The 25,242-nt window shown below is 70.0% G+C and carries 17 protein-coding genes; 7 read left to right on the top strand and 10 right to left on the bottom strand.

The window, feature by feature from the left end:
- Positions 1-41: 41 nt before the first annotated feature.
- Positions 42-1,742 (bottom strand): MFS transporter, encoded by a 1,701-nt coding sequence (locus EUC46_RS07625; RefSeq protein ID WP_241655474.1) that lies wholly within the window; start codon positions 1,740-1,742, stop codon positions 42-44.
- Positions 1,743-1,970: 228 nt separating this feature from the next.
- Between EUC46_RS07625 and EUC46_RS07620 the strand changes: the two genes are divergently transcribed.
- Both EUC46_RS07620 and EUC46_RS07615 read left to right on the top strand, forming a co-directional pair.
- Entirely contained in the window at positions 1,971-2,660 is a 690-nt protein-coding gene (locus EUC46_RS07620) for a response regulator transcription factor (protein WP_128773580.1), read from the top strand.
- On the top strand, positions 2,660-3,943 hold the full coding sequence (locus tag EUC46_RS07615) for a HAMP domain-containing sensor histidine kinase (protein ID WP_241655478.1): 1,284 nt from the start codon (positions 2,660-2,662) through the stop codon (positions 3,941-3,943). The genes EUC46_RS07620 and EUC46_RS07615 overlap by 1 nt, the downstream gene beginning before the upstream one ends.
- 54 nt (positions 3,944-3,997) lie before the next feature.
- Here the strand turns inward: EUC46_RS07615 and EUC46_RS07610 are convergent, their stop codons facing one another.
- Positions 3,998-4,303, bottom strand: a complete 306-nt coding sequence (locus tag EUC46_RS07610) for a helix-turn-helix domain-containing protein (RefSeq protein ID WP_128773578.1) — start codon at positions 4,301-4,303, stop codon at positions 3,998-4,000.
- Positions 4,304-5,164: 861 nt separating this feature from the next.
- Between EUC46_RS07610 and EUC46_RS07600 the strand changes: the two genes are divergently transcribed.
- Together EUC46_RS07600 and EUC46_RS07595 are read left to right on the top strand one after the other, a co-directional pair.
- Positions 5,165-6,022, top strand: coding sequence for an ABC transporter ATP-binding protein (locus tag EUC46_RS07600; RefSeq protein ID WP_128773577.1), 858 nt, complete (start codon positions 5,165-5,167; stop codon positions 6,020-6,022).
- On the top strand, positions 6,019-8,385 hold the full coding sequence (locus EUC46_RS07595) for an ABC transporter permease (RefSeq protein WP_128773576.1): 2,367 nt from the start codon (positions 6,019-6,021) through the stop codon (positions 8,383-8,385). The genes EUC46_RS07600 and EUC46_RS07595 overlap by 4 nt, the downstream gene beginning before the upstream one ends.
- 61 nt (positions 8,386-8,446) lie before the next feature.
- Here the strand turns inward: EUC46_RS07595 and EUC46_RS07590 are convergent, their stop codons facing one another.
- The 8 genes from EUC46_RS07590 to EUC46_RS07555 all read right to left on the bottom strand — a co-directional run bounded on the left by EUC46_RS07590 (position 8,447) and on the right by EUC46_RS07555 (position 17,836).
- Positions 8,447-11,347, bottom strand: coding sequence for an FtsX-like permease family protein (locus tag EUC46_RS07590; RefSeq protein ID WP_128773575.1), 2,901 nt, complete (start codon positions 11,345-11,347; stop codon positions 8,447-8,449).
- Complete coding sequence (locus tag EUC46_RS07585; RefSeq protein WP_128773574.1) at positions 11,344-12,090, bottom strand: ABC transporter ATP-binding protein; 747 nt, start codon at positions 12,088-12,090, stop codon at positions 11,344-11,346. Before EUC46_RS07585 ends, EUC46_RS07590 begins: the two co-directional genes overlap by 4 nt.
- Complete coding sequence (locus EUC46_RS07580; protein ID WP_128773573.1) at positions 12,087-12,761, bottom strand: PadR family transcriptional regulator; 675 nt, start codon at positions 12,759-12,761, stop codon at positions 12,087-12,089. The genes EUC46_RS07585 and EUC46_RS07580 overlap by 4 nt, the downstream gene beginning before the upstream one ends.
- 184 nt (positions 12,762-12,945) lie before the next feature.
- Complete coding sequence (locus EUC46_RS07575) at positions 12,946-13,827, bottom strand: hypothetical protein (RefSeq protein WP_128773572.1); 882 nt, start codon at positions 13,825-13,827, stop codon at positions 12,946-12,948.
- A 42-nt stretch (positions 13,828-13,869) separates the two neighbouring features.
- Positions 13,870-14,628 (bottom strand): anaerobic ribonucleoside-triphosphate reductase activating protein, encoded by a 759-nt coding sequence (locus tag EUC46_RS07570; protein WP_128773571.1) that lies wholly within the window; start codon positions 14,626-14,628, stop codon positions 13,870-13,872.
- A complete protein-coding gene (locus tag EUC46_RS07565; RefSeq protein WP_241655473.1) occupies positions 14,621-14,764 on the bottom strand; it encodes a hypothetical protein in 144 nt (47 codons plus the stop codon). The genes EUC46_RS07570 and EUC46_RS07565 overlap by 8 nt, the downstream gene beginning before the upstream one ends.
- Positions 14,765-14,791: 27 nt before the next feature.
- On the bottom strand, positions 14,792-16,756 hold the full coding sequence (locus EUC46_RS07560) for a ribonucleoside triphosphate reductase (RefSeq protein ID WP_128773570.1): 1,965 nt from the start codon (positions 16,754-16,756) through the stop codon (positions 14,792-14,794).
- 423 nt (positions 16,757-17,179) lie between these two features.
- A complete protein-coding gene (locus EUC46_RS07555; protein ID WP_128773569.1) occupies positions 17,180-17,836 on the bottom strand; it encodes a riboflavin synthase in 657 nt (218 codons plus the stop codon).
- Positions 17,837-18,337: 501 nt separating this feature from the next.
- On the opposite strand from EUC46_RS07555, the gene EUC46_RS07550 reads away from it, so the two are divergent.
- The 3 genes from EUC46_RS07550 (at position 18,338) to EUC46_RS07540 (ending at position 24,790) form a co-directional block, all read left to right on the top strand.
- Positions 18,338-20,941, top strand: a complete 2,604-nt coding sequence (locus tag EUC46_RS07550) for a DEAD/DEAH box helicase (protein ID WP_128773568.1) — start codon at positions 18,338-18,340, stop codon at positions 20,939-20,941.
- Between the two features lie 67 nt (positions 20,942-21,008).
- Positions 21,009-22,742: an ABC transporter ATP-binding protein gene (locus EUC46_RS07545; RefSeq protein ID WP_128773567.1), complete on the top strand. Its 1,734-nt coding sequence runs from the start codon at positions 21,009-21,011 to the stop codon at positions 22,740-22,742.
- The gene (locus EUC46_RS07540; protein ID WP_128773566.1) at positions 22,739-24,790 is read left to right on the top strand and encodes an ABC transporter ATP-binding protein; all 2,052 of its coding nucleotides are present in this window, start codon (positions 22,739-22,741) and stop codon (positions 24,788-24,790) included. The genes EUC46_RS07545 and EUC46_RS07540 overlap by 4 nt, the downstream gene beginning before the upstream one ends.
- The last annotated feature ends 452 nt before the right edge of the window (positions 24,791-25,242 follow it).

The following is a 25,242-nucleotide window of genomic DNA, read 5'->3' as shown; positions in this document are numbered from 1 at the left end:
ACTGGCCCGCCAAGGCCGAGGAGGGGTGCCGGCTTCCCCCGTCACCGGTCTTGCCGGTGACGGGGGAGGAGGAGAACTGAGATGACCGCGCCAACCCAGGCGACGGCGACGACGACCAGGACGGCGTGGTGGAGGGCCTCCATGAAGGCCGTCGTCGAGGCGTCGCGCAGGGCCGCCCCGAGGGGGTCGGGAAGCTGGTCGGAGATGGTCATGGCCGCAGTGATCGAGCCGCGGGCCGGCACTAGCACCTCGGCCGGCAGACCATCGGGGAGGACGGCGGCGTCAATGGAGTCGGCGAACTGCCCGGCCACCACCGAGCCCAGGACGGCGACCCCGAGGGTGCCGCCGACCTCGCGCGTCGTGTCGTTCATGGCCGAGGCCGCACCGACCTGCTCGCCGCGAACCACGTCCATGATGGCGCTCGTGGCGGGGGCCTGCACGAGGGCGAGGCCACCTGCCATGACCACCATGGCCGGCACGATAATGAGCCAGTAGGAGGACTCCGCCGTCAGCACGACCACCCGGAAGAATCCGATGCCCATAATGGCCAGCCCCGCGCCGACCACCCATCCGGCGCCGAAGCGGCGAGCCAGGGCGGGGGCCAGTGCGGAGACGGCCGCCATGACGACGGCGAAGGGCAGGGTGGCCACCCCGGCCAGCAGCGCGCTGTAGCCGCGGATCGCCTGGAAGTACTGGGTGATGAGGAAGGTGAAGCCGAACAGCCCGAAGAAGGCCGCGGCGATCGCGATCGCGCCGGCGGAGAACTGGCGGCGCAGGAAGAGGCGGATGTCGATGAGGGGGTGGTGCCACTGCAGCTCCCAGGCCACGAGCCCTATGAGCGAGACAACACCGATGGTGAAGGCGATGCCCACCTCACCCGATGTCCAGCCGCGGTGGGGCCCTTCGATAATGCCCCAGACGAGTCCGCCCACACCGGCGGTGGACAGCACGGCGCCCAGGAAGTCGAAGCGAGCTCCGTCACCGGCCCGCGACTCGGCCACGAACAGGCCGACGGCGCCGGCGGCAATGAGGCCGATGGGCACATTGACCCAGAAGATCGACTCCCAGGAGTAGTGCTCCAGGAGCACGCCGCCGAGAATCGGGCCCATGGCGATGCCGATCCCGGAGGTCGCCGCCCACAGGCCGACGGCCAGGCTCTTGCGGGGCGAACCGGCGAAGGTCGTCATAATGAGGGACAAAGTGGCCGGGTAGATGAGTGCGGCGCACACCCCGAGGAGCACGCGGCAGGCGATGAGCGCCCCCAGCCCGGTGCACAACGCCGTCGCCACGCTGACGATCGCGAAGCAGGCCAGGCCCGCCATGAGGACGACCCTCCGGCCGAGGCGATCGCCGAGGTGCCCGGCGGGGAGGAGCAGGCAGGCGAAGGCCAGGGTGTAGGCGTCGACGATCCACTGGAGTTCAGTGGTCGAGGCCCGCATCTCGCGGGAGAAGGTCGGGATGGCGACGTTGACAATGGTGTTGTCGATAATGACGAGCAGCTCGGCCAAGCACAGGGCGGCCAGGGCAGCGGCCTTGAGCATGTGGCGCGGGCGGGCCACCAGGGAGGCGGAATCGGCGAGCCCGGCGGGGCCCTCGTGCTCGGCAGGGCCCTCGTGCTCGCCGTGTTCGCCGTGTCCGTCGTGTCCGGCAGGGCTGAAGCCCGCCTCATGGTCGATGAGCGACGGCTCGGTGGTGCCGCGGTCGGCGCCCACGGCGGCCGACCGAGTCAGGGTGGAAGTCACGTCACCCTCCTTTCGTAGATCGTTGTTCTATTTGAACAGAACAGTGTTCTACACTGATAGTCCGCCCGGCGCAAGCAGCGCACTCGACGAACAGGAGGCGACCGGGCTGTGATGCTCCGGATGCCCCGCCGGAACCGCATGAACCCGCGCTCGCCCCGGGATGGTCCACGTGCGGGAGGCGCACCGGGCACGGGCGGGCGGGTGCCACAATGCGTCTGGGAGGTCCCCATGCACACCGATGTCCTGCTCATCGAGGATGAGGCCGAGCTGGCCGGCGCCATCGTCGACTACCTGACAGCCTTCGGGCTCGGCTGCCGCCATGTCACCACGGCCGAGGACGGCCTGGAGGCCCTGGAACAGGGGCCCGTCGGCGTCATCGTCCTGGACGTCAACCTGCCGGGGATGAACGGATTCGGTTTCTGCCGGGCGGTGCGCAACACCATGTCCGTCCCCATCCTCGTCGTTTCGGCGCGCTCATCGGAGGACGACCAGATCCTCGCCTTGTCCATCGGTGCCGACGACTACGTCTCCAAGCCCTTCTCGTTGGCGGTTCTGCTCGCCCGCGTGCGCCGGGCCCTGGACCGCAACCGCGCCGCTCCCGCCCCGACCCTCTTCGACGACGGGCGCCTCCGCGTGGATACCGCCTCCGGGCGCACCTGGGTCGACGGGCGCGAGGTGCATCTGACCGCCACCGAGGATCGGCTGCTGACCCACCTCGTGCGGCGTCGCGGCTCGGTGGTCACCAAACAGGACCTCATTGAGGCCGCCTGGGGCGACTCCTTCACCTCCGATGGAACGCTGGCGGTGCATATTCGCCGCCTGCGTTCACGCATTGAGGCCGATCCGAATAATCCTGAACTCATCCGGACCGTATGGGGCCGGGGCTACCTCTTCGAGGCCGCGGAGAATCCGGCGTGATGCGCCTGTGGCGGCGGATCCTGGCGCTTGCGGCCGTGGCCTGCCTGGGGATCGCCCTCGTGTGGCATCTTGCGCTGCGCGAGCCGGCGCGGCCCGACGTCGTCGTCCTCAATGACGCCGTCGAGGCGGCTGCCGGCGCCTGGCCCAGTCCCTCTGCCGCCGACCTGGAACCCGTTGGCGCGCCCGTGGCCCTGGTGGCGCCCGACGGCGCCGTCATCGCCTCGGTGGGCGTGGGCGAGGCGGGGCCGGTGCCAAGCGGCGCGGTCGATGCCGCCAGGCGCGGGTGGATCAGTGCCCCGCTCATCGTCGGCGACTCGGTGGTGGCGACGGTCTACGTTGCCGACGACGCCGTGGCGCGCCAGGCCGCCGCCAACCGCACCGTGGCCCGGTGGGCCACCGGCGCCCTGGTGCTCCTCACCGCGGCCGCGGGACTGCTCGTGGCGCACACGCATCGGCGCATCGTTGCGCCATTCGAGCGGCTGCGGACTTTTGCCACCAGGGTCGCCGGCGGCGATCTGGAGGCGCCCCTGCGAATGGACCGATCCAATGTGTTCGGGGCGTGGACGGAGAGCTTCGACCTCATGCGCACCGAACTGGCCCGGGCCAGGCGGCGCCAGGAGGAGGCCGAGGCCTCCAAGCGCGAACTCGTCTCCCAGATCGGCCACGACATCCGCACGCCCGTGGCCTCCATCGCGGCCACCGCCGAGGTGCTGCGCGCTTCGGCGTCGTCGCCCGCGACGACTGCGCGCCTTGACGTCATTGAGGCCAAGTCCCGTCAGCTGGAGTCGCTGGTGGCGGACCTGTTCGGGGCCAACGAGGACCAGATGGACGCCTTGACGGTGCTTCCCGGCGAGATCAGTTCGACCGAGCTGGTCGCCCTCATCCATGAAGCCGACTATGAGGGGCGCGCCCGGATCGAGCCCCTGCCCGACTGCCTCGTGTCGGCCGATTCGCGCCGGCTGGCGCAGGTCTTCGACAATGTTCTGACCAACTCCTACAAGTACGCCGGGACCCCCATTGAGGTGCGGGCCGCGGTCGATGGGGACCTGCTGCTGGTCGATGTCGCCGACGCCGGGCCGGGGGTCGGCGACCAGGAACTCGGCCCGATCTTCGCCAGGGGCTTCCGCGGCGCCGGGGCGGGCGACGCGCCCGGCCAGGGGATCGGCCTGTTCACGTGCTCGTGGCTCATGGAGCACATGGGCGGGGCGATCAGCGCCGCCAACGTCGAGCCCCCGGGCTCGGGCCTGCGCATCACCATCGCCCTGCCCCTGGCCGGCAGATGAGGCCGGGCGGGGCGGGGGCCGGGCGTTGTGGGCGACTGGGGTGTCAGGTCGTGGTCAGCTGGCGGCAGCCATGTCGATGGTCAGGTTCAGGTTCAGTGCGTGGGCGATACGCCAGAGCGTTGACACTGAAGGGACCTGACCTCCGTTCTCGATGGAGGAGATGACCGACTGCTTGGAGCCCATGCGGTCAGCCAACTCGGTCTGGGTGAGCCCGGCCCGCGTGCGGGCTGTGTATACGAGCTCGGCGAGCTGGAGCCGTGCCTCCTCCTCCGCCTCGGCGGCGTTGAAGCGGGCGCGCTCGTCCGGGGTCATGGCGGCCAGGGCCTCGGCCTCGGCCTGCCTGAATGGTGTGGTCCTCATGATCGCCTTCCCTTCCGTTTCCTGGTTTCCTCGATGGCCGCCCGTTGGGTCGTCGTCTTACTGCTGAGGTGTCACTCGACTGAGGCCGAGCTTGACGCTGTGGCCCGCCGTCCGCCTCCGACCCGCTGTCCGCCTCCGACCTGCCGCCCGCCAGCGGATCGCACCGAGTATGAACCTTTGAGCCCCAAGACCCCGGGTAAGACCGGAGTACTCGGACTCAAAGGGTCGTACTCGGCACGCGGACAGCGTGCAACGCCACACGCGAGCGCCACGATACCCACCGCGCCAGCTCGCGATACGGGGGGTCGAACTGTTGGTCGTCAGCGTGTCAGCACAGGCCGGTGACGCTCGTGATCCGAGCGACCAGTTCGTGCACCCTCGAGCGCGGGAACAGGCGCGGACATACCTGCTATTCTGCGTATACCGCTCCGCGGACAACCGCCCTCTGTCTGGCCCCGGCCAGTTAGGCACCGCGGGGCTTTGTCCTGCCCACGGCGAGCAGCCGACGGCCGGCGGCTCCGAGCCCGAGCTCGTCGGACTGATCCGGGTCGTCGACAAGGACGTCCCGATCGCCTACGTTCAGGATCTGCTCGTCAGACCCGGCCACCAGCGCCGCGGCATCGTCACCCGGCCCGGCTGTTCATCAATGCTGAGGCCGAGCTTGACGCTATGGCCCGCCGCCCGCGTCCGGCCCGCTAGCCGCCTCCGACCCGCTGGCGGCCAGCGGATCGCCCCGGAGGTCCATGGCGCATCACCGCCTCTTCGTCAACGAATCGTCAGGATTCCGCAAGCGGGTCGTCGCCACCGCGGCCATATCGTCGGACGTGACCCGTCCAGATTCGCCAGCCGACAGGGAGCACCATGACGCCAAGCACCGGCGACACCGGCAACACCGTCAGCCCCGCCACCGCGGCCCCGCACGCCCCGGTCGCCGGCCCCGGTCCGCGAGGCGGCACCGGGGGTGCCCCGGACCCCGTCATCATCACCGAGCGCCTGTCGCGGACCTTCTCCCACGGCGGTCTCCAGCAGCACGTCCTGCGCAACCTCGACCTGCGCATCACGGCCGGCTCCTTCACCGTCGTCATGGGCCCGTCGGGCGCCGGCAAATCCACTCTCCTCAACACGCTGTCGGGGCTCGACCACCCCAGCCTCGGCCGAGTGGTCCTGGCCGGCACGGACATCACCGACCGCAGCGAGAACGACCTCGCCCGCCTGCGCCGCATCCACTGCGGCTTCATGTTCCAGCAGCCCTTTCTCCTGGACTCCCTGGACGCCATGGACAATGTCATGTCCGTGGCCCGCCTGACCCAGGACCGGCGCACCGCCCGCGAGCGCGCCGTCGAGCTCTTCGCCCGCGTCGGCCTGGAGGAGCGGGACCGCCGCAAGTTCCCGGCGATGCTCTCCGGCGGCGAGGCGGCCCGCGTGTGCCTGGTGCGGGCCCTGGTCAACAACCCGACGGTCGTCTTCGCCGACGAACCGACCGGTCAGCTCAACTCCGAACTGTCCGAAACCGTCCTGGGCCTGTTGTCGGACCTCAACGCACAGGGGCAGACCATTGTCATGGTCACCCACGACTTGCGCTCGGCCTCCTACGGCTCGCGCGTCCTGTACCTGCGCGACGGCGCCATCGCCGGCGAACTCGACCTGTCGCGCCTGCCTCACGGCGATCCCCAGCGGCGGGAGCACCTCGTCGCCTTCCTCGAGGAGATGGGCTGGTGAGCCCCCGCCGCGCGCACGGCGCCATGGCCGTGCTGGTGAGGCGCGATCTGCGCCGTCGTCCCGGCCAGACCATCACGCTGGCCATCCTGACACTCCTGGCGGCCACCCTGCTCAACACGGCCCTGGCCCTCATGACCGACTACTCCGGCAATATCGACCGCCTCACCCAGGAGTGGAACACCCCCAGCCTCACGGCTGTGGCCCCCGCCGGACCCCAGGCTCAGGCGGTCGTCGCCGAGCTCGAGAACGACCAACGGGTCTCCGTCGTTGAGACCATCCCCGCCGTCGCCGCCCAGGCAACCGTGCCCACGGGCGACGACGAGTTCTCCACCCTGTTGACCATCATCGACCTCGACGCGCCCTTCACCATGGGCACGGTCGCTCGCGGCGACCATCTCACCGACGCCCCGCCGGACGGCATCTGGCTGCCCGACGTCTTCCAGGCCTCCGGGGACTACGCCCTGGGCGACCCGATCACCATCACCACTTCCGCGGGAGAGCGCACCTTCCACATTCAGGGCTTCCTGTCGGGCCTGTACGGCCAAGGCAGCACCCCGGGCCTGAGTCGGCTCACCTTCGGCCTGGAGCGCACCGCCTTCGAAGCCTTCGCCGATCCCGGCTTCGAACCGGTCACGATCATCCAGGTCCGCTCAATCACGCCGACGGCGGGCGCCCAGGCGGCCGAAGAAGCCACCATGCGGGTGCGCTCGGAAGCCGACGGCGGCGCCTTCAAGCTCATGGCCGTCATGGACCTGGACCTGGCGCGGCAGGCCACCATGACCTCGACCAATATTGTCGTCGCCGTCCTGGTCTCGCTGGCCGGCATTGTGGTGCTCGTGGGAGCCATCGTCACCCACTTCGTGGTCCGGGGCACGGTCGACTCGGACCTGCCCTCCATTGGCATGCTGCGCGCCGCCGGGCACACCGGCACGGGGATCCTCGCCTCGCTCATCGCCGCTCAGGTGGTGACGGTGGCGCTGGCCGCCGGGGTGGGCGTGGCCGCCTCCTATCCCCTGCTGGGAGCCCTGGCCCGCACCTTCCGGGTTCAGAGCGGCTTGCCGTGGGAGCCGAGCTTCTCACTGGTGAACTGCCTGCTGACCGTGGCGGTCCTGGTGGGCTTCGTCGTCGTGGTCACGGCGGTGGCGGCGCGGCAGCTGCGCCGCCTCAGCACGGTTGAGGCGCTGCGCCAGGGCGCCCCCACCCACAGCTTTACCCGGACTCGTCTGCCGCTGGCGACCGCGGCGGGCCCGCTGCCGCTCCTGTTGGGAGTCAAGGGCGCGCAGCGGCACATGCGGCACCATCTCATGGCGGCGACGACGGTGGCGGTCATCGCCTTCGCGGCGGTGTCGGGTCATGGCATGGTGCAGGGGCTCTTCGGCGACCGCCATCGGGCCGTGGAGATCCTGGCCGGCTACACTACGGACATCGCCGTACAGCTCTCCCCGGAGGGGGCCGGCGACGACGTCCTGGACACGGTGCGGGCCACCGGCGGGGTGGAGCAGGCCCATTACTTCACCATTGTCCGGCGCACTATTGGCGACATGGTGATCGGGTTCACCGTGACACCGGATCTGGACGCCGTGCCCGCCGACCCCATGGTGTCCGGGCGCATGCCGCGCCACGCCAATGAGATCGCCCTGAGCTGGCGCGTGGCCGAGCGGCTCGGCGTTGACCGCGGCGACACCATTGAACTGGACCTGGGCAATGGCCCGGCGTCCTTCGTGGTCACCGGTCTGACGTCGACCGGCAGGTTCCTGGGCCTGGACGCCTACCTGCGCACCGACGGCTATCAGCGCCTGGACCCGGGCTTCACTCACACCACGATCGCCGCCGACGTCGGCCCCGGTGTTGATCGCGCCGGGGTCGTGGACGATCTGTCCGCCCGCCTGGGCGCGCGGGCAAGCGCCGTGACCGACCACCGCTCCAGTGTTGAGGCTGAGATGGGGGCCTACATGTCCACAGTGCCGGTCATCAGTGCGGCGTTGACGGTGCTCATCGTCGTCATGACGCTGCTGGTCATCGGGCTGGTCGTCGGGGCGTCGCTGCGGCGAGCCCGCCGCGACATGGGCGTGTGCCGGGCGCTGGGCTACACCACCGGTCAGCTGGTGAGCCAGATGCAGTGGGAGCACCTGCCCATGGTCGCGGCGGGCGCGGCGCTCGGCGCCCTCATCGACGCCTTGACCCTCAACCGGCTGCTCGGCCTCGTGGTCGGCGCGCTCGGGGTTGTCCTGGTGGATCTGCCGCTCGACCTGAAAGGCGCCGGCCTCATCGCCCTGGGGATTATCGCCCTGGCCTCGGCGGCGACGGCGCTGAGCTACCTGGGCATCCGGCGCGTGGGGACTGCTGAACTCATTAAGGAGTAGCCGACCCGGACTGGGGGCGCCCTCCCCGGCGAGCGGGCGCCCCCAGTCCAGCCGGCCCCGCCTACTCCAGGCGGCGACGAACCAGGCCGCGCGGCGGCCGGGCCGCCACCCAGGCCACGGCCAATCCCAGCGCGGTCACCACGACCGCCGCCGTGCCCAGCATGAGCCAGCTGACCGCGGGCGCCTGCCACAGCCCGAACCCGTCGGGATAGATGCGGCGCCGCCAGGCCATTGCGTAGGCGCCGCCGGCCCACCCGATGAGCGCCCCCAGAGGCACTCCCAGGCCGAGCACGACCACCGCATGCGCCGCGGCCGTGCGCCGCAGGAACGCCGCGGGCGCTCCCAGGGCGTGCATGGTCACCAGGTCCGGGAGCGCCTGGCTGCGCACCAGGGCCAGGCTGACCGCCAGGGCGCACAGTGCGAAGAGCACGGCCGCCCCCAGCGCCGCCAGCCCCGTGGGCCCGCCCCAGGGACTGGCCTCGGCATCGGCCCCCGCGGCGACCATGACGAGGTCGGTGTCCCCAGCCAGGATCTCCTTGGCGCGCTCCACCTCCGCCGGCGTCAGGTCCCGGGAGGTCTCCAGGATCGCCCCGACGTAGATCGGCTCCTGCTCGCCATCGCGCCACAGTTCGGCGGCGGTCTGCGGTGTCATGACCGCCTCGGCGGCCAGACGGGGCAGAACGGATCCGGGAAGACTGACCTGGTCGATGACCCGCCCATCTTGGCCCGTCCACCCCAAGGCGACGGTTCCGTCAGCGGCGATTCGGGTCGCGTCGGCGACCACCACGCCCCCGGCCTCCAGTGTTTCCGCCGCCCGCTGGGCGTCGGGGAAGCGCGTGGCCCGCATGGTGTCGGGCTCCATAATGAGGATCGCGTCTCCCAGCCACCAGGGCAGCATCTGGCCGTCTTGATGCCCCCGATTCCAGTCCACGCACTCCAGGCCGGAGCGCCCCAGCACCGATCCGGTCGAGGGCAGTTCGTACTCCCCGTGGCAGGCCTTCCCCGGCGCGGGCAGCGCGGTCAGATGCGCCCCGCCATCGCGAGGATCACCCGAGTACACCGGCAGCGCCCCCGTGACGGGGAGGCCCGCCTCGGCCAGCGCGGCGGCCTGGGATTCCATGAAGGCGGCGTCGAAATCGGAGCTGATGGGCACCTTCGGTCCGATCGCCAGATTGCCGGGCCCGACCAGACTGGTCATGTAGTCCTCACTGTTCTGGGCCTGGGAGGGGAGAATGATGCTCCCGGCCCCCAGCAAGGCGACGGCGACCGCCACCGCACCGACCACCGGTGCGCTCCGAGTCATCCTGGCACCGGCCTCGCGCAGGGCCAGGCGCAGCGCCAGCGGGGCCCGGTGGGCGCAGGAGGCGACGGCGCGAACCAGCACCGGGATGGCCAGCAGCAGTCCGACGGCAGCGGCCAGAAGCGATCCGCTCAGCAGGGCGACGACCGCGCCCCCGGGACCCGGGACTCCGTGGCTCTCCTCCGGCAGGAGCCTGGGCAGGGGCGCGCGCAGGGAGGCGATGGCGCATCCCACCGCCACCGCGAAGGCCACGAGCGCCCCGCCGCGCCACGCCCATTGCGGTGAGGAGGCCGCCGCGGGCCGCCGCCTCAAAGTTACGACGATCTCCCCGCGCGCCACGCGCCGTGCCGGGATTGCGGTGGCGAACCACCCCGCGCCGGCGCACAGCACGACCGCCAGGATCACCATCCACCACGACGGCGCGGCCGGGTCGTCCCGGTGCATCACCAGCCGCACCACGGCGGTCGCCCCGGCCGCGCCCAGGAGGCAACCGAGCAGGCCACCGGCCACGCCCGTGCCCACCCCTTGAAGGGTCAGGGTGCGGCGCAGGTCCCGCGGCCGGGCGCCCGTGGCGGCCGTGAGCGCCAGGGTGTGGCGCTGCTGCTCGGCGGCCACGGCGAATGCCGGTGTCACCAGGCCCAGCAGCAGTCCGACGGCACCGGCGGCGGCCAGGGCTAGCAGGACAATGTAGAGGACCACGGAGGCGGGATCGGCCTGGGCCGGGTAGAGCTCGGCGTCGGGCGGATAGTTGGTGAGGACGTCACGGGAGACGGCCATGGCCATGTGCTCGTTGAGCTCCTTGACCTCCTCCCAGCTCACCGGCTGGGGCCCGGTGATGAGGAAGTGGGTGTCGACGCCGGCGGGGTCCGCCCGGGCGGTGCCGGCCACCCAGTCGGGCAACGCCCAGGCGGCATCCTCCTCGGCCTCGACAATGCCGGAGACGCGGAATCCTCGTTGCGTATTGGCGAGGAATTCGCGGATGCGGCCGTCGGTGGAGTACCAGCCGGTGAAGGGCGGGGCGATGAGGGTGATCTCGTCGCCGACGTCGGCGCCCGTGCGCGCGGCCACGGCGGTGGTGATGACCAGGTCCTCCGTTGTGACCGGTGCCGTGCCGCGCACGAGGGGGCCGCCGGCCGGCAGGAGGAGGTCCAGGGCGGCGGGGTCGGCCTCGGTGAGGGCGGTGGTGGCGACCCGCTGGAGGTCGCCGCTTCCCGGAGGCAGGGATCCGGCTCCCGCCGCGTCGACCGCGCCGGGCTTGGAGCCACCGCCGGTGGTTGCCAGGACGGTTCCGCTCGTCCAGAACTGGTGCACTTCATCCCCGGCGGGGACGACGTCGCCGATGACCTGGGCGTCGGCCGGTACGACGTCTGGATCGTCGATCCAGCTGTTCAAACCTTCGGGGCGCTGCTGTAGGGGTGCGGCCAGGGGGCTGACGGCCGTGCCGGTGACCACGGCCCGGACGCCGTCGGGGATGGTGTTCAGGGCGGCCCGCCGTGTTGGTGCCATCGAGCTGTGGGCCGCCACCAGCCCGAGCAGACCCACGATCAGAGCCACCGGTAGGGCGATGAGAAGAATGGCACTGATCGTGCGCGTCCGGTGGCGGGCGGCGTCGCGGCGGGCCAGCCGCGCCACCGGGCGCAGGGCGCGCAGGCGGGCCCTCATGGCTGCCCCGCGCCGGGGCCGTCGGAGCCCGCCAGGAGGACGGAGGCGTCTTCGGCCGCTGAGGTGCCGACCATGTGGCCGTCGCGCAGGAAGACGGTGCGGTCCGCCCAGGCGGCCAAGCGCGGCTCGTGGGTCACCAGCAGTACCGCGGCGCCGTCGTCGGCGCGCTGCCGCAAGAGCTCCACGACCTCCCCGCCGGTGGCCGAATCGAGGGCGCCGGTGGGTTCGTCTGCCAGCAGGAGGCGCCGCGGGCCGATGAGGGCGCGGGCAATGGCAATGCGCTGGGCCTGGCCGCCGGAGACGTCGTCGGGGAAACGGTCGGCCAGGTCGCCCACCCCGACGCCCTCCAGGGCCCGCATCGCCTCGGCGCGGGCCGCGGCGGCGCCCATGCCGTCGAGTTCGAGGGGGAAGGCGACGTTCTCCGCGGCGGTGAGTGAGGGCAGGAGGTTGAAGTCCTGGAAGACGAAGCCGATGCTGCGGCGGCGCAGGTCGGCCCGCCCCGTGGGCGACAGGCCGGCCAGGTCCTCGCCCTCCACGAGGACCCGCCCCGAGGTCGGGGCGTCCAGGGCGCCGGCGAGGTTGAGCAGCGTTGACTTCCCTGAGCCCGAGGGGCCCATGACGGCGACGAACTCGCCGCGTTCCAGGGTCAGGTCGATATCCTCCAGGGCGGTGACGGCGCGGGCGCCGTGCCCGTGGATGCGGGTGACGGACTCCAGGCGCAGGAGCGCGGTCGAGGGGCTCATGCCGGGCCCCCCATGGTCGTGGCGGGGGTGGCGGCGCGCCCGGCCGCCGGCGGTCGGGCGGAGGGGGCGGGCCGGGAGGTCGCCGCCTGGTGGCGTGCGCGGGCCAGGCGCCCTTCGATGTCGTCGAGCCACCGCAATTCCGCCTCCAGGGCGTACACGTGGTGGTCGAGGACGAGGGTCGCGGCGAGGTCCTCGGCGGCGGCGCGGCGGGCGCGGGTGATCTCGTGGAGTGCGGCCTGGCCGGCTTGACGCTGGCGCTGGATGAGGTTGGCAATGTCGACGCCGGGCGCCGTGGTGGCCAGGGCGAGCTTGATCATGAGCTCGTCGCGTCCGGGGTGCTGACGCGGGACCGGGGCGCTCCACCAGCGGTCGAGTTCGGCTCGGCCGGCCTCCGTCAGGGCCCATGCGGCAACGTCCGACCCCGCTCCCTCGCGCCGGGCGCCCGTGGTTCGGCCCTCGGATCCTGTGGCCGCCCCGTCTGCGGGCCCGGCGGGCGTTGCGTCGTGCCGCACGACCAGGCCGTCGCGCTCCAGGCGGGCCAGTGTCGTGGCGACCTGACCAATATTGAGCGGCCAGGTCGAGCCGGTGGAGGCCTCGAAGTCCTTGCGCAGCTGATAGGTGCCGGCCTGCCCGGCGGAGAGCAGGGCGAGCAGGGCGTGTTTGACGGACAAGGCGCCTCCTGGGCACGGCACGAGCCGAGATAGTTACTGAGTAATGCTTACCCAGTATCTAGGATAGGTGTCGCGGCGTCAACTGCGAGGCGGAGCCGGCGCGTCAGGCCCGGGCCCCGCCGGCGGTGCCCTCCGCGCCCGAAGCCGCTTCACGGCGCGGTCGCATTGGGCCGGGGCCCCGCTGTCACGCGGTGGGGCCGGGGCTCGTCGTCGGCGCCTGCGGCCAGGGCGGGCCTCCCTGCGGCGCGCGGTAGCCCATCTCCTGCTCGAGCCACCTCAGGTCACGGACCATGAGGTCCTTGACCCGGTCCAGGCCGGGCTCCGCGGCGAGCTCATGCCTGCACTCGGGATGACGGGCGTAGAAGCCGATAAGGTGCTGAAAACGGGCATAGCTCAAGGGCAGCCTCCCCATGGGGAATCGCAGCTCGCGCACCCTGCGCGTGCGCACGAGCGCCTGCCCCCCGAGTGCCGCCACACCCACGACCTCCGGCCCGTCCTCCCACGGCACCCAGACCCAACGGCGCGCGGAGTACAGCCAAGCTCCCTGCGGCGTCAGCACCAGACTCAACCGGGCGAGCATGCTCATCCGGTGCACCAGCCATGAGCACATCACGAAAAGCACTATCAGGATCACCAGGAAGACGACGATATGCTCCGGCACCAACGACGCACCGAGCACCCCCGCGCACGCGATTACTGCCAGGCCACAGACGAACTGCTCAAGGCCGTACAAGCCGCGAAAGGGGCCGAATCCCACGCCGCCATCCACCTGGTGCCACCACCGGCCCGCCCGGGGCACCAACCAGATAATGAGGCACTCCAGGAGCAGGGCCATGATCAGGGCCACCACATTGAGTACGATGAAGACGCTGGCCAGAACCAGATCCGTACTGTCGCTACCGTCAATGACCATCGATGCGAGGAAGGCCCACAACGCGGCGACGCCGGCAGCCAGTACCAGGGATATCACGCCCAGTGACACTTTGGCGCGACGACGGCGATCGGCGTCGTCGCACAGGAGCACGCCCGGCGTCCGGCTCGAATACGCCATGCGCTGACCAGTCATCCCCTGCCCCCTCCTGTTCGGGACCCCTTACTATCACGACTATCACGCCGCCCGGTAGGTGAAGCGCTCCCACCCCAGGTCCTCGATGCGCTCGGCCATGCGCTCGCACTGGGCGTCCCAGCCGGGAGCCGTGACCGCGAAGTCCCCGCTGGTCCCCTCGCCGCGCGCCTGCTGCAGGGCGAAGACCCGCGCACCGGCGTCGCGGACGCGACGGGCGACCTCCACGGCGTCGTCGGCGGTCACATCCCCCGGCACGACCGTGGTGCGCACCTCGAAGCTCGGGCCACCGCCGGCCCGCGCCGCCACGAGGATCTCCAGGGCCTGCCACGCCTTGACTCCTCCGGGCCGGCCAATGACCGCCTCAGAGTGCTCGGGCAGGGCCTTGACGTCGAGCCCGACCCAGTCGACGAGGCCGCGCGCAACCATGTCCTCGAGTCGGCCCGGGTAGCAGCCGGCGGTGTGCAGGCCGACGGCGAAGCCGGCCTCCTTGACCTCGGCGGCGGCGTCGGCGAGCGCGTCCTGGCGCAGTGCCTCCCCGCCGGTGAAGACGACGCCGTCGAGCAGCCCGCGGCGCCGCGCCAGCAGCCCGCGGACCCGCCCCCAGGGCACCGCCCCCGGGGTGCGGGTGGGGATGAGGGCGCGGTTGTGGCAGTAGAAGCAGTTCCAGGGGCAGCCCTGGCAGAACACCGTGGCGACGAGGCGACCCGGCCAGTCCACGGTGGACAGGGGCACGAGACCGGCGATCTGGAGGTCGTCGGCGGGGCTGACGGGCCGAGCCCGTCCCTCCCCCGTTTCAGGCATCGAGGCCGAGCTCAGCGGCGATCTCATCGAGGCGGCGGGTCTTGATCTCGCCGCGCCGCACAGACTCCGCCTCCGCCTTCAGCGCGTACGCGTACTCCAGCTCGTCGATGTAGGACTCGACGCTCCAGTCCGTCACCTATCCCGCCCTTTCCGTTGCGAGTCCTCACGCGCTCACCGCGCTCAGCCGGGAGGTGGCGGTCCCGTGGGCGCCGGCGGCGACCTCGGTGAACATGGTGCGCTCGGCGTATTCGCCCTTCTTGCCAATGTTGAAGGACTCCACCGGGCGGAAGTAGCCCATGACGCGCGTCCACACCTCGCAGGCCACTGGCTCGGCGTCGGGGTGCAGGGCGGCGCACTTGCCACAGGTCTTGTGCTCCCCGGGCAGGTAACCGTGGGTGGGGCAGATGGAGAAGGTCGGGGTAATGGTGATGTACGGGGTGCGGAAGGCCGTCAGAGACCGGCGCACGAGCTCCTTGCAGGCCTGCGGCGAGGACATCCTCTCGTTCATGTACAGGTGGAGGACGGTGCCGCCGGTGTACTTGGTCTGGAGTTCCTCCTGCATCTCCTGGGCCTCGAAGGGATCATCGGTGTAGCCCACGGGCAGCTGGGAGGAGTTCGTGTAGTACGGGTTGGTGTCGGTTCCGGCCTGGAGGATGCCCGGGAAGCGCTTGCGGTCCTCCTTGGCGAAGCGGTACGTGGTCCCCTCGGCGGGGGTGGCCTCCAGGTTGTACAGGTGCCCGGTCTCCTCCTGGAAACGGACCATGGTGTCGCGCACGTGGTCGAGCACGCGGGCGCACATTGCGTGGCCGCGTGGATCGGTCAGGTCGTAGGCGTCGTGCGTGAAGTTGCGGACCATCTCGTTCATGCCGTTGACGCCCAGGGTGGAGAAGTGGTTCTCCAAGGTGCCCAGCCAGCGCTTGGTGAAGGGGAACAGGCCGGTGTCAATGTGGTGCTGAATGACGGCCCGCTTGAGTTCCAAAGTGGTCTTGCCCAACTCCAGGAGACGATCGAGGGATTCCAGTAGCCCCGCCTCGTCGCCGGGGTGAAGGTAGCCCAGGCGGGCCATATTGACGGTGACCACGCCGACGCTGCCGGTCTGCTCGGCCGAGCCGAACAGGCCGTTGCCGCGCTTGAGGAGCTCGCGCAGGTCCAGCTGGAGGCGGCAGCACATGGAGCGGATCATGCCGGGGTCGAGCTCGGAGTTAATGAAGTTCTGGAAGTAGGGCAGGCCGTACTTCGCGGTCATGGCGAAAAGGCGCTCGCAGTTCTCCGAGTCCCAGTCGAAGTCCTTGGTGATGTTGTAGGTGGGGATGGGGAAGGTGAAGACCCGCCCCTCGGCGTCGCCCTCGGTCATGACCTCCATGAAGGCGCGGTTGATCATGCCCATCTCGACCTCAAGGTCCCCGTAGGTGAAGTCGCACAGCTCGTCGCCGATGAGGGGGTGCTCGTCGGCCAGGTCGGCCGGGCAGGTCCAGTCGAAGGTCAGGTTGGTGAAGGGGGTCTGGGTGCCCCAGCGGGAGGGGACGTTGAGGTTGAAGATGAGCTCCTGCATGCACTGGAGGACCTGGTCGTAGGTCATGGAGTCCAGGCGGATGAAGGGAGCCATGTAGGTGTCGAAGGAGGAGAAGGCCTGGGCGCCGGCCCACTCGTTCTGCAAAGTCCCCAGGAAGTTGACGATCTGGCCCACAGCCGAGGAGAAGTGCTTGGCGGGGCCCGAGGAGATCTTGCCCGGCACGCCGCCCAGGCCCTGCTGGAGGAGGTTCTTGAGCGACCATCCGGCGCAGTAGCCGGCGAACATGTCGAGGTCGTGGATGTGGATGTCGCCGTTGCGGTGGGCGTCTCCAGCGGCCTGCGGGTAGACCTGGCTCAGCCAGTAGTTGGCCACGACCTTCCCGGAGGTGTTGAGCATCATGCCCCCCAGGGAGTAGCCCTGGTTGGCGTTGGCGTTGACCCGCCAGTCGGAGCGGTCGAGGTATTCGGTAATGGTGTCGACCGCGTCAATGAGGGGGCGGTCCCCGTTGGCGACGGCGGAGTCGGCTGAGCCGCGGGCGACAAGCTCGGGGTGGGCGGCGGCCAGGTACGCTGCGGAGGGTGTCGCGGGGGCGGTGTCAGACACGTGTGGCTCCATCGGTTCGGTTCTGTCCGGGTGCTCTATTGCGTCGTCCCGTGGTGGGGCGGCGGGCTCCGCCGCAAGGCCCATGCAACGAGCCGGTGTGGCAGTGCCACTGCCACTCTACTCCCGAACGACACCAAATCTAGGGGTCAATCCCCTCTCCTACCCCAACATCTTGTTTTCGGCGGACGGACCTCGCCCCGGCGACAATGAGATTTCCACGTGATTCCGCGACTGAGGCGGCCTGCCCCGGGGGCCTGGACGCACATTGCAATTGTGTCGCGACGCACCGCCCCGGCGAGTCGCGGGCCGAACTCGTCGCTGCGCGCCGCCAGCCGCAGCACCTCCGCACCGCCCCGGTGGCCGCCGGCCCCGCCCCGGTGGCCACCGACCCCGCCCCGGTGGCCGCCAGCGCCACCCGGGCGGCCCCGCCCCGGACTATGCGCTGACGGCCTCCAGGGCGTTCTTGGGGGCCGCACCCACTGACACCAGGCGCTCAAGGTACTTGGCGATAACGTCGGTCTCCAGGTTGACAATGTCGCCGATCTTGGCCATGCCAAGCGTGGTCTTGGCCAGGGTTTCAGGGATGAGTCCAACCTCGAACCAGGACGCCGGGGCGTAAGGAGCGCTCACGGCTGTCACGGTCAGGGAGACGCCATCGACGGCGATGGAGCCCTTAAGTGCGACCTGACCGGCGAGCGCGTGCGGCATGGAGACGCGCATACGGGTCCAGGAGCCCTGCGGCTCCAGGGCCACCACCCTGCCGGTGGCGTCCACATGCCCCTGGACAATATGGCCGTCCAGGCGGCCCCCGAGCGGAACACATCTCTCCAAGTTGACTCGCCCGCCGAGGGCGAGCCTGCCCAGCGATGTGCGATCCAAGGTCTCACCCATGAGTTCGGCGACAAAAACATCTGGGCAGGCCTCAGCACGAGTGGTGCTGGTCAGGCACACGCCATTAACGGCCAGGGAGTCCCCCGGGGCCAGGTCGGAGGTGACGGATCCGCACTCAAGGGTGAGCCTGGTGACTCCGGGCCTGATCTGTGGCTCAATGGCCAGGACGGTGCCGGTGCCGGCAATGATTCCGGTGAACATGTCGGTCCTTGTCTGCGCGCTGGGGTCGCGGCGATGGGAAGTTAAGGATGAGGAGTGAGAAGGGGGAGGAGGATGTGGGATGGATGTGGGATGAGGTGGGGGGAGCAGGGCGCGACTCGGGCTTAGGACAGCCGGTAGGTGCGCCCCTGAGGCGCCCGCCGGCTCCCGCAGCATTCGCCAACGTGATCATGCCCCTCTCAGTCAGGCCCTGGGTGCGGGTACCGGCTCCGGGGTGCGACCGGGCCAGTCGGACGCCGATTGGCAACCGACTAGCGGGCTCGACCACCGGCACGGATTCTCCCTGCCCGAAGGGGGCATAACATGCAAAGTGTGCCACGTCACCTGTGGTTGCAACCGTATCATCCTGTTGGTGGAAGCCGGCGTGTTGTCCAATGAGCGCCGTCGGGGCCTGTCCCCTCGCGCGGGGCCCTGGGCCGACATCCTCCCAACCGGACCCGACCCCCTGCCCCCTCACGCGGGGCCCTGGGGCACACTGGGGCCATGACTGCGCGCGACCTCACCGGGCTCCTGGAGCGCATTGGGGCGCGCGATGGCCGGCTTGTCCACATGGAGCGCACTCCGGCGCGCTCCGGGCGCCACGGTTCTTGGCCGCAGTGGGCGGACACCGACCTTGTGGCCGCCTACCAGCAGTTGGGAATCGCCAGGCCCTGGACCCACCAGGAGCAGGCGGCGAGCTCGGTGCACTCGGGGCGCCACACGGTGATTGCCACCGGGACCGGTTCAGGCAAATCCATGGCGGCTTGGCTGCCCGCCCTCAGTGATGTGCTGACCGCCCAGCGCGAGGACGCCTCCGCCGGGCGCATCTCGGCCTACGGGCGCCGCCCCACCACCCTCTACCTTTGCCCCACCAAGGCTCTGGCGGCCGACCAGGCCGCCGCCCTGGAACGACTCGTCACCGTCGTGGAGACCGTGCAAAGGGGCCGGGCCCCGGGGCGCGGCGCTGGCCGGGCCCGGATTGCCGCGGCCGGGTCCGTCACCGACCGGGCCCGGGAGCCGGACTCCGGCACCACTGGCCCCACCGCGCCCACCGGGGCCGGCGGCACGACGACCCCCGTGCGCACGGTGCGCACGGGCACCTGTGATGGCGACACCCCTTTGCCGGAGCGGGACTGGGTTCGCGCCCACGCCGACGTCGTGCTGACCAACCCTGATTTCCTTCACTTCTCCCTCCTGCCCGGCCACGAACACTGGAGCCGCCTTCTGCGCTCCCTGCGCTACGTGGTGGTCGACGAGTGCCACGCTTACCGGGGGGTCCTGGGGGCGCATGTGGCCCTCGTGCTGCGCCGCCTCCTGCGTCTTGTGCGCCGCCTGCGCCCCCAGGGCCCCGGGCCCGTCGTACTGTGCGCCTCGGCGACGGCGGCCGAGCCCCAGCTGACGGCCGCCCGCCTCATTGGGGCCAGTCCCGAGGAGGTCGTCGCAGTCACCGACGACGCCTCCCCCGCCGGGGAGCGCACCCTGGCCCTGTGGCAGCCGGCCCTGCGCGACCCGTGGAACGCCTGGGGCGCCTCGACCAGCGCTCTGTCGGCGACGACGGACGCGGGCTCCTGCGCGCCCACCGCCGTCGGCCCTGACTCGGGGGACCCCACCGAGGACCCGGCCGCCCGCCGCTCCGCCGTGGTGGAGGCCGCCGAGCTCCTGGTGGACCTGCTCGGCGCGGGGGCCAGGGCCCTGGTGTTCGTGCGCTCGCGGCGCAGCGCTGAGGTCGTGGCTGAGCGGGCCCGCCATCTTCTGGGACTGTCCCAGCCCGCCCTGACCGGGGCGATCGCCGCCTACCGCGGCGGCTACCTGCCGGAGGAGCGCCGCGCCCTGGAGGCCGACCTGCGCAGTGGGCGCCTGCGCGCCCTGGCCACCACCAACGCCCTGGAGTTGGGGATCGACGTCACCGGACTGGACGCCGTCCTCATTGCCGGATGGCCCGGAACCCGCGTGTCCCTGGGCCAGCAGGCGGGGCGGGCGGGGCGGGCCGGCAGCCGGGGCGTGGCCGTCCTCATTGCCAGCGACAACCCCCTGGACGCCTACCTCATCCACCATCCTGAAGCCGTCTTCGCCGCCCCGGAGGCCACCGTCTTCGATCCCTCCAACCCCTATGTCCTGGCCCCGCACCTGTGCGCGGCGGCCTCCGAATCGCCCCTGCGCGAGGAGGACCTGCCCCTCTTCGGGCTTCCCGATGATTCCCTCTTGGGCGAGCTGGCCGCCCGCGGCGCCCTGCGCCGTCGGCCCACCGGATGGTTCTGGAACGCGAACCTGCCGGGCCGCCCCCAGGACCTGACCTCCCTGCGCGGGGAGGGGCCGCCCGCGGTACCGGTGGTCGACGCCGGGACCGGGACGGTGGTGGGCACCGTGGACGGGGCGAGCGCGGACCTAACCGTCCACCCCGGCGCCGTCTACATTCACCAGGGTCGCGTTTACGTCGTCGAGGAGCTCACCGCGGAGGCGGCCCTCGTGCGACGCCGGACGGCGGTCGGCTACCGTACCCGCGCCCGCGAGCGCTCCAGCGTGAGGATCACCGCCGAACGGGACCGTCAAGACTGGGGCGGGGAGATCACCTGGAATCTTGGTTCGGTGGAGGTCTCCAGCCAGGTCACTGGTTACGCCAAACTCGCCCTGCCGGGGATGGGGGTCGTCTCCCAGCACCAGCTGTCCATGCCCGAACACGTCTTGCCCACTGCCGCGGTGTGGTGGACGGTACCGCAGGGGGCCTGCCAGGCGGCCGGGCTGGGGCCCGAGGCGCTGCCCGGCGCCCTGCACGCCGCCGAGCACGCCTCCATTGGGATGCTGCCGCTGTTGGCCACCTGTGACCGTTGGGACATTGGCGGCCTGTCGACGGCGCTGCACCCTCAGACCATGGCGCCCACTGTTTTCGTCCACGATGGGCATGCCGGGGGCGCCGGCTTCGCCGAGCGCGGCTACCGGGCCGGGCGCCAGTGGCTGGCCGCCACGCTCGACGTCGTCGAGCGCTGCCCCTGCGCCGCGGGCTGCCCCAGCTGCGTGCAGTCCCCCAAGTGCGGCAACAATAACGAGCCGCTGGACAAGGCGGGCGCCATTGTTCTCCTGCGCCTTCTCCTGGGGGCGTCTGCCGCCTAAACCCGCGTTCATATGCCGCGCCCCGCCGTTTGCCCTCACGCTGCGTCAGGCTAGTAGACTCGGCGCCGTGCTTATCCAGCTCCTGCGCATCCACATGCGCCCTTATGCGGGCCTGCTCGCCGGCGTCCTGGTTCTCCAATTCGCCCAAGTTATGGCCACCCTCTACCTGCCCACCCTCAATGCCGACATCATTGACAATGGCGTAGCCACTGGCGACACCGCCTATATTTGGCGCATCGGCGGCCTCATGCTGGCGGTTTCGGTGGCCCAGGGCGCCTGCTCCATTATCGCCACCTGGCTGGCCGCCCGCGCCGCCATGGGGATGGGCCGCGACTTGCGTTTCAAGGTCTTCGAGCGGGTGGGGACGTTTTCGGAGCGGGAGATCTCCGCTTTCGGGGCCGGGTCCCTGATCACTCGCAACACCAATGACATCCAGCAGGTCCAAATGCTAGTCATGATGAGTTGCACCATGCTGGTGACGGCCCCGGTGATGGCTATTGGCGGCATTATTATGGCGGTGTCGAAGGCCCCGAGCCTGTCGTGGCTCATCGCCGTCGCCGTACCGGTGCTCATGGCGGCCGTCGGTCTCATTGTGCGCCAGATGGTGCCCCTGTTCCGCTCCTATCAAAAGAAGCTCGACGCCATTAACCGGATCCTGCGCGAGCAACTGACCGGCATCCGCGTTGTACGCGCTTTTGTGCGCGAGCGCGCCGAGACTGAGCGCTTCAAGACCGCCAACCACGACATCACCTGGGTCGGCGAGCGCGTGGGGCGCCTCTTCGTCCTCCTGTTCCCCTTGACCATGCTGCTCCTGGACGTGACCATTGTGGGCGTTATCTGGTTCGGCGGGCACCAGGTGGAGGACGGCAGTGTAGAGGTCGGCACCCTCATCGCCTTCATGGCCTACCTCATGCAGATCCTTACGGGCATTATTATGGCCAGCTTCATGACGATTTTTATTCCCCGGGCCGCCGTGTGCGCCGAGCGCATTAGCGAGGTCCTGGCCACCGAGCCATCCATTACCGCTCGGCCCGACGCCCTCACCGCCTTCCCCACCCCCGGCACGGTGGAGATGCGCGAGGTTTCCTTCGCCTACCCCGACGCCGAGGACCGCGTCCTGGCCGATTTGAGCTTCACCGTGCCCGCCGGCTCGACGACGGCGATCATTGGCTCGACCGGTTCGGGCAAGTCCACGGTGGTCACCCTATTGACTCGGCTCCTGGACGCCAGCAGCGGCCAGGTCCTCATTAGCGGGGTTGACGTGCGCGACGCCGACCCCGAGGCCCTGTGGTCTCAGCTGACATTAGTCCCCCAAAAGCCCTTCCTCTTCGCCGGGACCGTGGCCTCCAATCTGCGCCTGGGCCGCGAGGAGGCCACCGACGAGGAGCTGTGGGCCGCCCTGGAGGTGGCCCAGGCCAAGGACTTCGTCTCCCGCATGGATGGCGGCCTCCAGGCCCCCATCGCCCAGGGCGGCACCAATGTTTCCGGGGGGCAGCGCCAGCGCCTGGCCATTGCCCGCGCCCTGGCGCGCCGGCCCACTGTCCTCATCTTCGATGACTCCTTCTCGGCCCTGGATGTGTCCACTGACGCGCGCCTGCGGGCCGCCCTGGAACCGGCCACCGCCGGGGTAACCAAGATCGTCGTCGCCCAGCGCGTGTCCACGATCACCGAGGTCGACCAGATCCTGGTGCTCGACGCCGGCCGCCTGGTAGGCCGCGGCACGCACCGCGAACTCCTGTCCACCTCCAGCATCTACCGCGAAATCGTCACCTCCCAGCTCGGAGTGGAGGCCGCAGCATGACTACCCCCACACACAGCGGGCAGGGCCGGGCCGACGGCGCCGCCCCCGGGCAGAACCCGGCCGGCACCCCGGCCCACTCCGGGGACGACCTGAGCGAAGAGGACCTTGAGCTGGCCGCGCAGGCCCGGGCAGCCTCCAACGACTGGGATGCCGGGCCGCCCCCGGGCAGGGCCAACGCCTTCTGGCCCTCCTTCACCCGCATGGTGGGGCTGCTGGGCGCCTACAAAATGACTTTGGTGGTCATTGTCGTGTCCGCCGTGCTCGGCGTCGTGCTGTCGGTGGCGGCGCCCAAGGTGCTGGGTCAAGCCACCAATGTCGTCTTCGAGGGCGTGATCTCCTCGCTGATGCCCCTGGGCACCACCAAGGATCAGGCGGTGGCCGCCCTCCAGGCCCAGGGCATGGACGACTTCGCCTCCATGGTCTCAGCGATGGACATTGTTCCGGGCGCCGGGATTGATTTCGACCGTCTGGCCCGCATCCTCATCCTGGTCCTGGGCCTGTACGTGGCTTCCTCCTTCCTCAACTGGCTTGAGAGCTTCCTGCTCAACCACATCACCATGAAGGCCATGTACTCCCTGCGCGAGCGGGTCGAGGCCAAAATCCACCGCCTGCCGCTGTCCTACTTCGACACCATGCAGCGCGGCGAGCTGCTCAGCCGGGTGACCAACGACGTCGACAATGTCACCAACACCCTTCAGCAGTCGCTTTCCGGCGCCCTGACCTCCGCCCTGACCGTCGTCGGCGTACTCGCCATGATGTTCTCCATCTCCTGGAGGCTGGCCCTGGTGGCGCTGGCCATCATCCCGCTCATGGGCGTGGTCTTCGGGGTGATTGGGCCGCGCTCTCAGAAGGCGTTCACCCGCCAGTGGGCGCGCACCGGGCGGATTAATGTGCGCGTCGAGGAGTCCTTCTCCGGGCATGCCCTGGTGCGCGTCTTCGGGCGCACCGCCGCCTCGCGCGAGGCCTTCGCCGCGGAGAATGAGGAGCTTTACCGCGCCTCTCTGCGCGCCCAGTTCCTCTCGGGCATCATGATGCCGATCATGCTGGTCATTGGAAACCTGTCCTATGTGGCCATTGCCGTGATCGGCGGTGCCATGGTGGCCTCCGGTTCCCTGCGCCTGGGTGACGTGCAGGCTTTCATCCAGTACTCCCAGCAGTTCTCCCAGCCGCTGGGTCAGCTCGGGGGCATGGCCACCGCCGTGCAGTCGGGCACGGCTAGCGCCGAACGGATCTTTGAGCTGCTCGACGCCCCGGAAGAGGCGCCCGACACCGTTGACCGGCATCCTGGAGACCAGCGCGCCAGTGGCCCGGGCGTCATTGAGGTTGAGCATGTGCGCTTCTCCTACTCCCCTGACACCGAGCTCATCCGCGACCTGTCACTGCGGGTGGAGCCCGGGCACACGGTGGCCGTCGTGGGGCCCACGGGGGCGGGCAAGACCACCCTGGTGAACTTGCTCATGCGCTTCTATGAGCTCAACGGCGGGAGGATCCGCCTCGACGAGCGCGACATTGCCGAGATGACCCGCTACGACGTGCGCCGGCGCACCGGCATGGTGCTGCAGGATCCGTGGCTCTTCCAGGGGTCCGTCCGGGAGAACATTCGCTATGGACGACCCGAGGCCACGGATGCGGAGGTGGAGGCGGCCGCGCAGGCCTGCTACGTCGACCACATTGTCCGCGCCCTGCCGCAGGGCTATGACACGATCCTGGAGGAGGACGCCGCGAATATCTCTGCCGGCGAGCGCCAACTGCTCACCATTGCCCGAGCCTTCGTGGCCGACCCCTCGGTGCTTATCCTCGACGAGGCGACCAGTTCGGTGGACACGCGCACCGAACTGCTGGTTCAGCAGGCCATGGGCGCGCTGCGCGAGGGCCGGACGAGTTTTGTTATCGCCCACCGCCTGTCCACCATCCGTGACGCCGACACCATTTTGGTCATGGACCACGGCGACATTGTTGAGCAGGGCACCCATGCCGAATTGTTGGAGCGCGGCGGCACTTACGCCCGCCTGCACGCCGCCCAGTTCGCCGGCACCACTGAGGGGTGAAGGACTGCGTTGACGGGCAGGTTTCCCGGCCCCTCCCGGTTGGGGCGGGTGCGCGGGGTGCTCACGTGGCACGAGTCGGGTTCTATTGCTCGCGACGATCGGGGAGATATGCGGCCATTAGCTCGATTCGCGGGCGCACGCCTTTTCCTCGACGTCGCTCAACCATTTCAGTGCTAATACTCAGGGCAGCACCGCGGGAGACACAGAGAATCGCCTCAGTCTTCAGGCTCATCAGAATGAACGAATCATTGCGTTTCTTCCACCTCAACAGGGCATGAGGCTCTTCTCATGCGGCATCAACCCGCATGCAGGTATACAAATATACTGAGGGTTATTCATGGGGTGTTGTAGGTGAATATGAGGGCTAGTACTGCGGTGATTGTTGTGTTGAATGTGTTCAGGGGTCTTCGGTAGTCGTTGTGGAGGATTCTCCAAGTCTTGATATTGGCGAT

The sequence above is a fragment of the Actinomyces oricola genome, assembly GCF_004104015.1.
GTDB classification, from domain to species: Bacteria; Actinomycetota; Actinomycetes; order Actinomycetales; family Actinomycetaceae; genus Actinomyces; species Actinomyces oricola.
This window is presented reverse-complemented; position numbering and strand designations above follow the sequence as displayed.

Bases quoted from the DNA above. Each gene is read 5' to 3' on its own strand.
- EUC46_RS07620 (WP_128773580.1), top strand. From the start codon at position 1,971: ATGCACACCGATGTCCTGCTCATCGAGGATGAGGCCGAGCTGGCCGGC.
- EUC46_RS07615 (WP_241655478.1), top strand. From the start codon at position 2,660: ATGCGCCTGTGGCGGCGGATCCTGGCGCTTGCGGCCGTGGCCTGCCTG.
- EUC46_RS07610 (WP_128773578.1), bottom strand. From the start codon at position 4,303: ATGAGGACCACACCATTCAGGCAGGCCGAGGCCGAGGCCCTGGCCGCC.
- EUC46_RS07600 (WP_128773577.1), top strand. From the start codon at position 5,165: ATGACGCCAAGCACCGGCGACACCGGCAACACCGTCAGCCCCGCCACC.
- EUC46_RS07590 (WP_128773575.1), bottom strand. From the start codon at position 11,347: ATGAGGGCCCGCCTGCGCGCCCTGCGCCCGGTGGCGCGGCTGGCCCGC.
- EUC46_RS07585 (WP_128773574.1), bottom strand. From the start codon at position 12,090: ATGAGCCCCTCGACCGCGCTCCTGCGCCTGGAGTCCGTCACCCGCATC.
- EUC46_RS07575 (WP_128773572.1), bottom strand. From the start codon at position 13,827: ATGACTGGTCAGCGCATGGCGTATTCGAGCCGGACGCCGGGCGTGCTC.
- EUC46_RS07570 (WP_128773571.1), bottom strand. From the start codon at position 14,628: ATGCCTGAAACGGGGGAGGGACGGGCTCGGCCCGTCAGCCCCGCCGAC.
- EUC46_RS07560 (WP_128773570.1), bottom strand. From the start codon at position 16,756: ATGGAGCCACACGTGTCTGACACCGCCCCCGCGACACCCTCCGCAGCG.
- EUC46_RS07555 (WP_128773569.1), bottom strand. From the start codon at position 17,836: ATGTTCACCGGAATCATTGCCGGCACCGGCACCGTCCTGGCCATTGAG.
- EUC46_RS07550 (WP_128773568.1), top strand. From the start codon at position 18,338: ATGACTGCGCGCGACCTCACCGGGCTCCTGGAGCGCATTGGGGCGCGC.
- EUC46_RS07540 (WP_128773566.1), top strand. From the start codon at position 22,739: ATGACTACCCCCACACACAGCGGGCAGGGCCGGGCCGACGGCGCCGCC.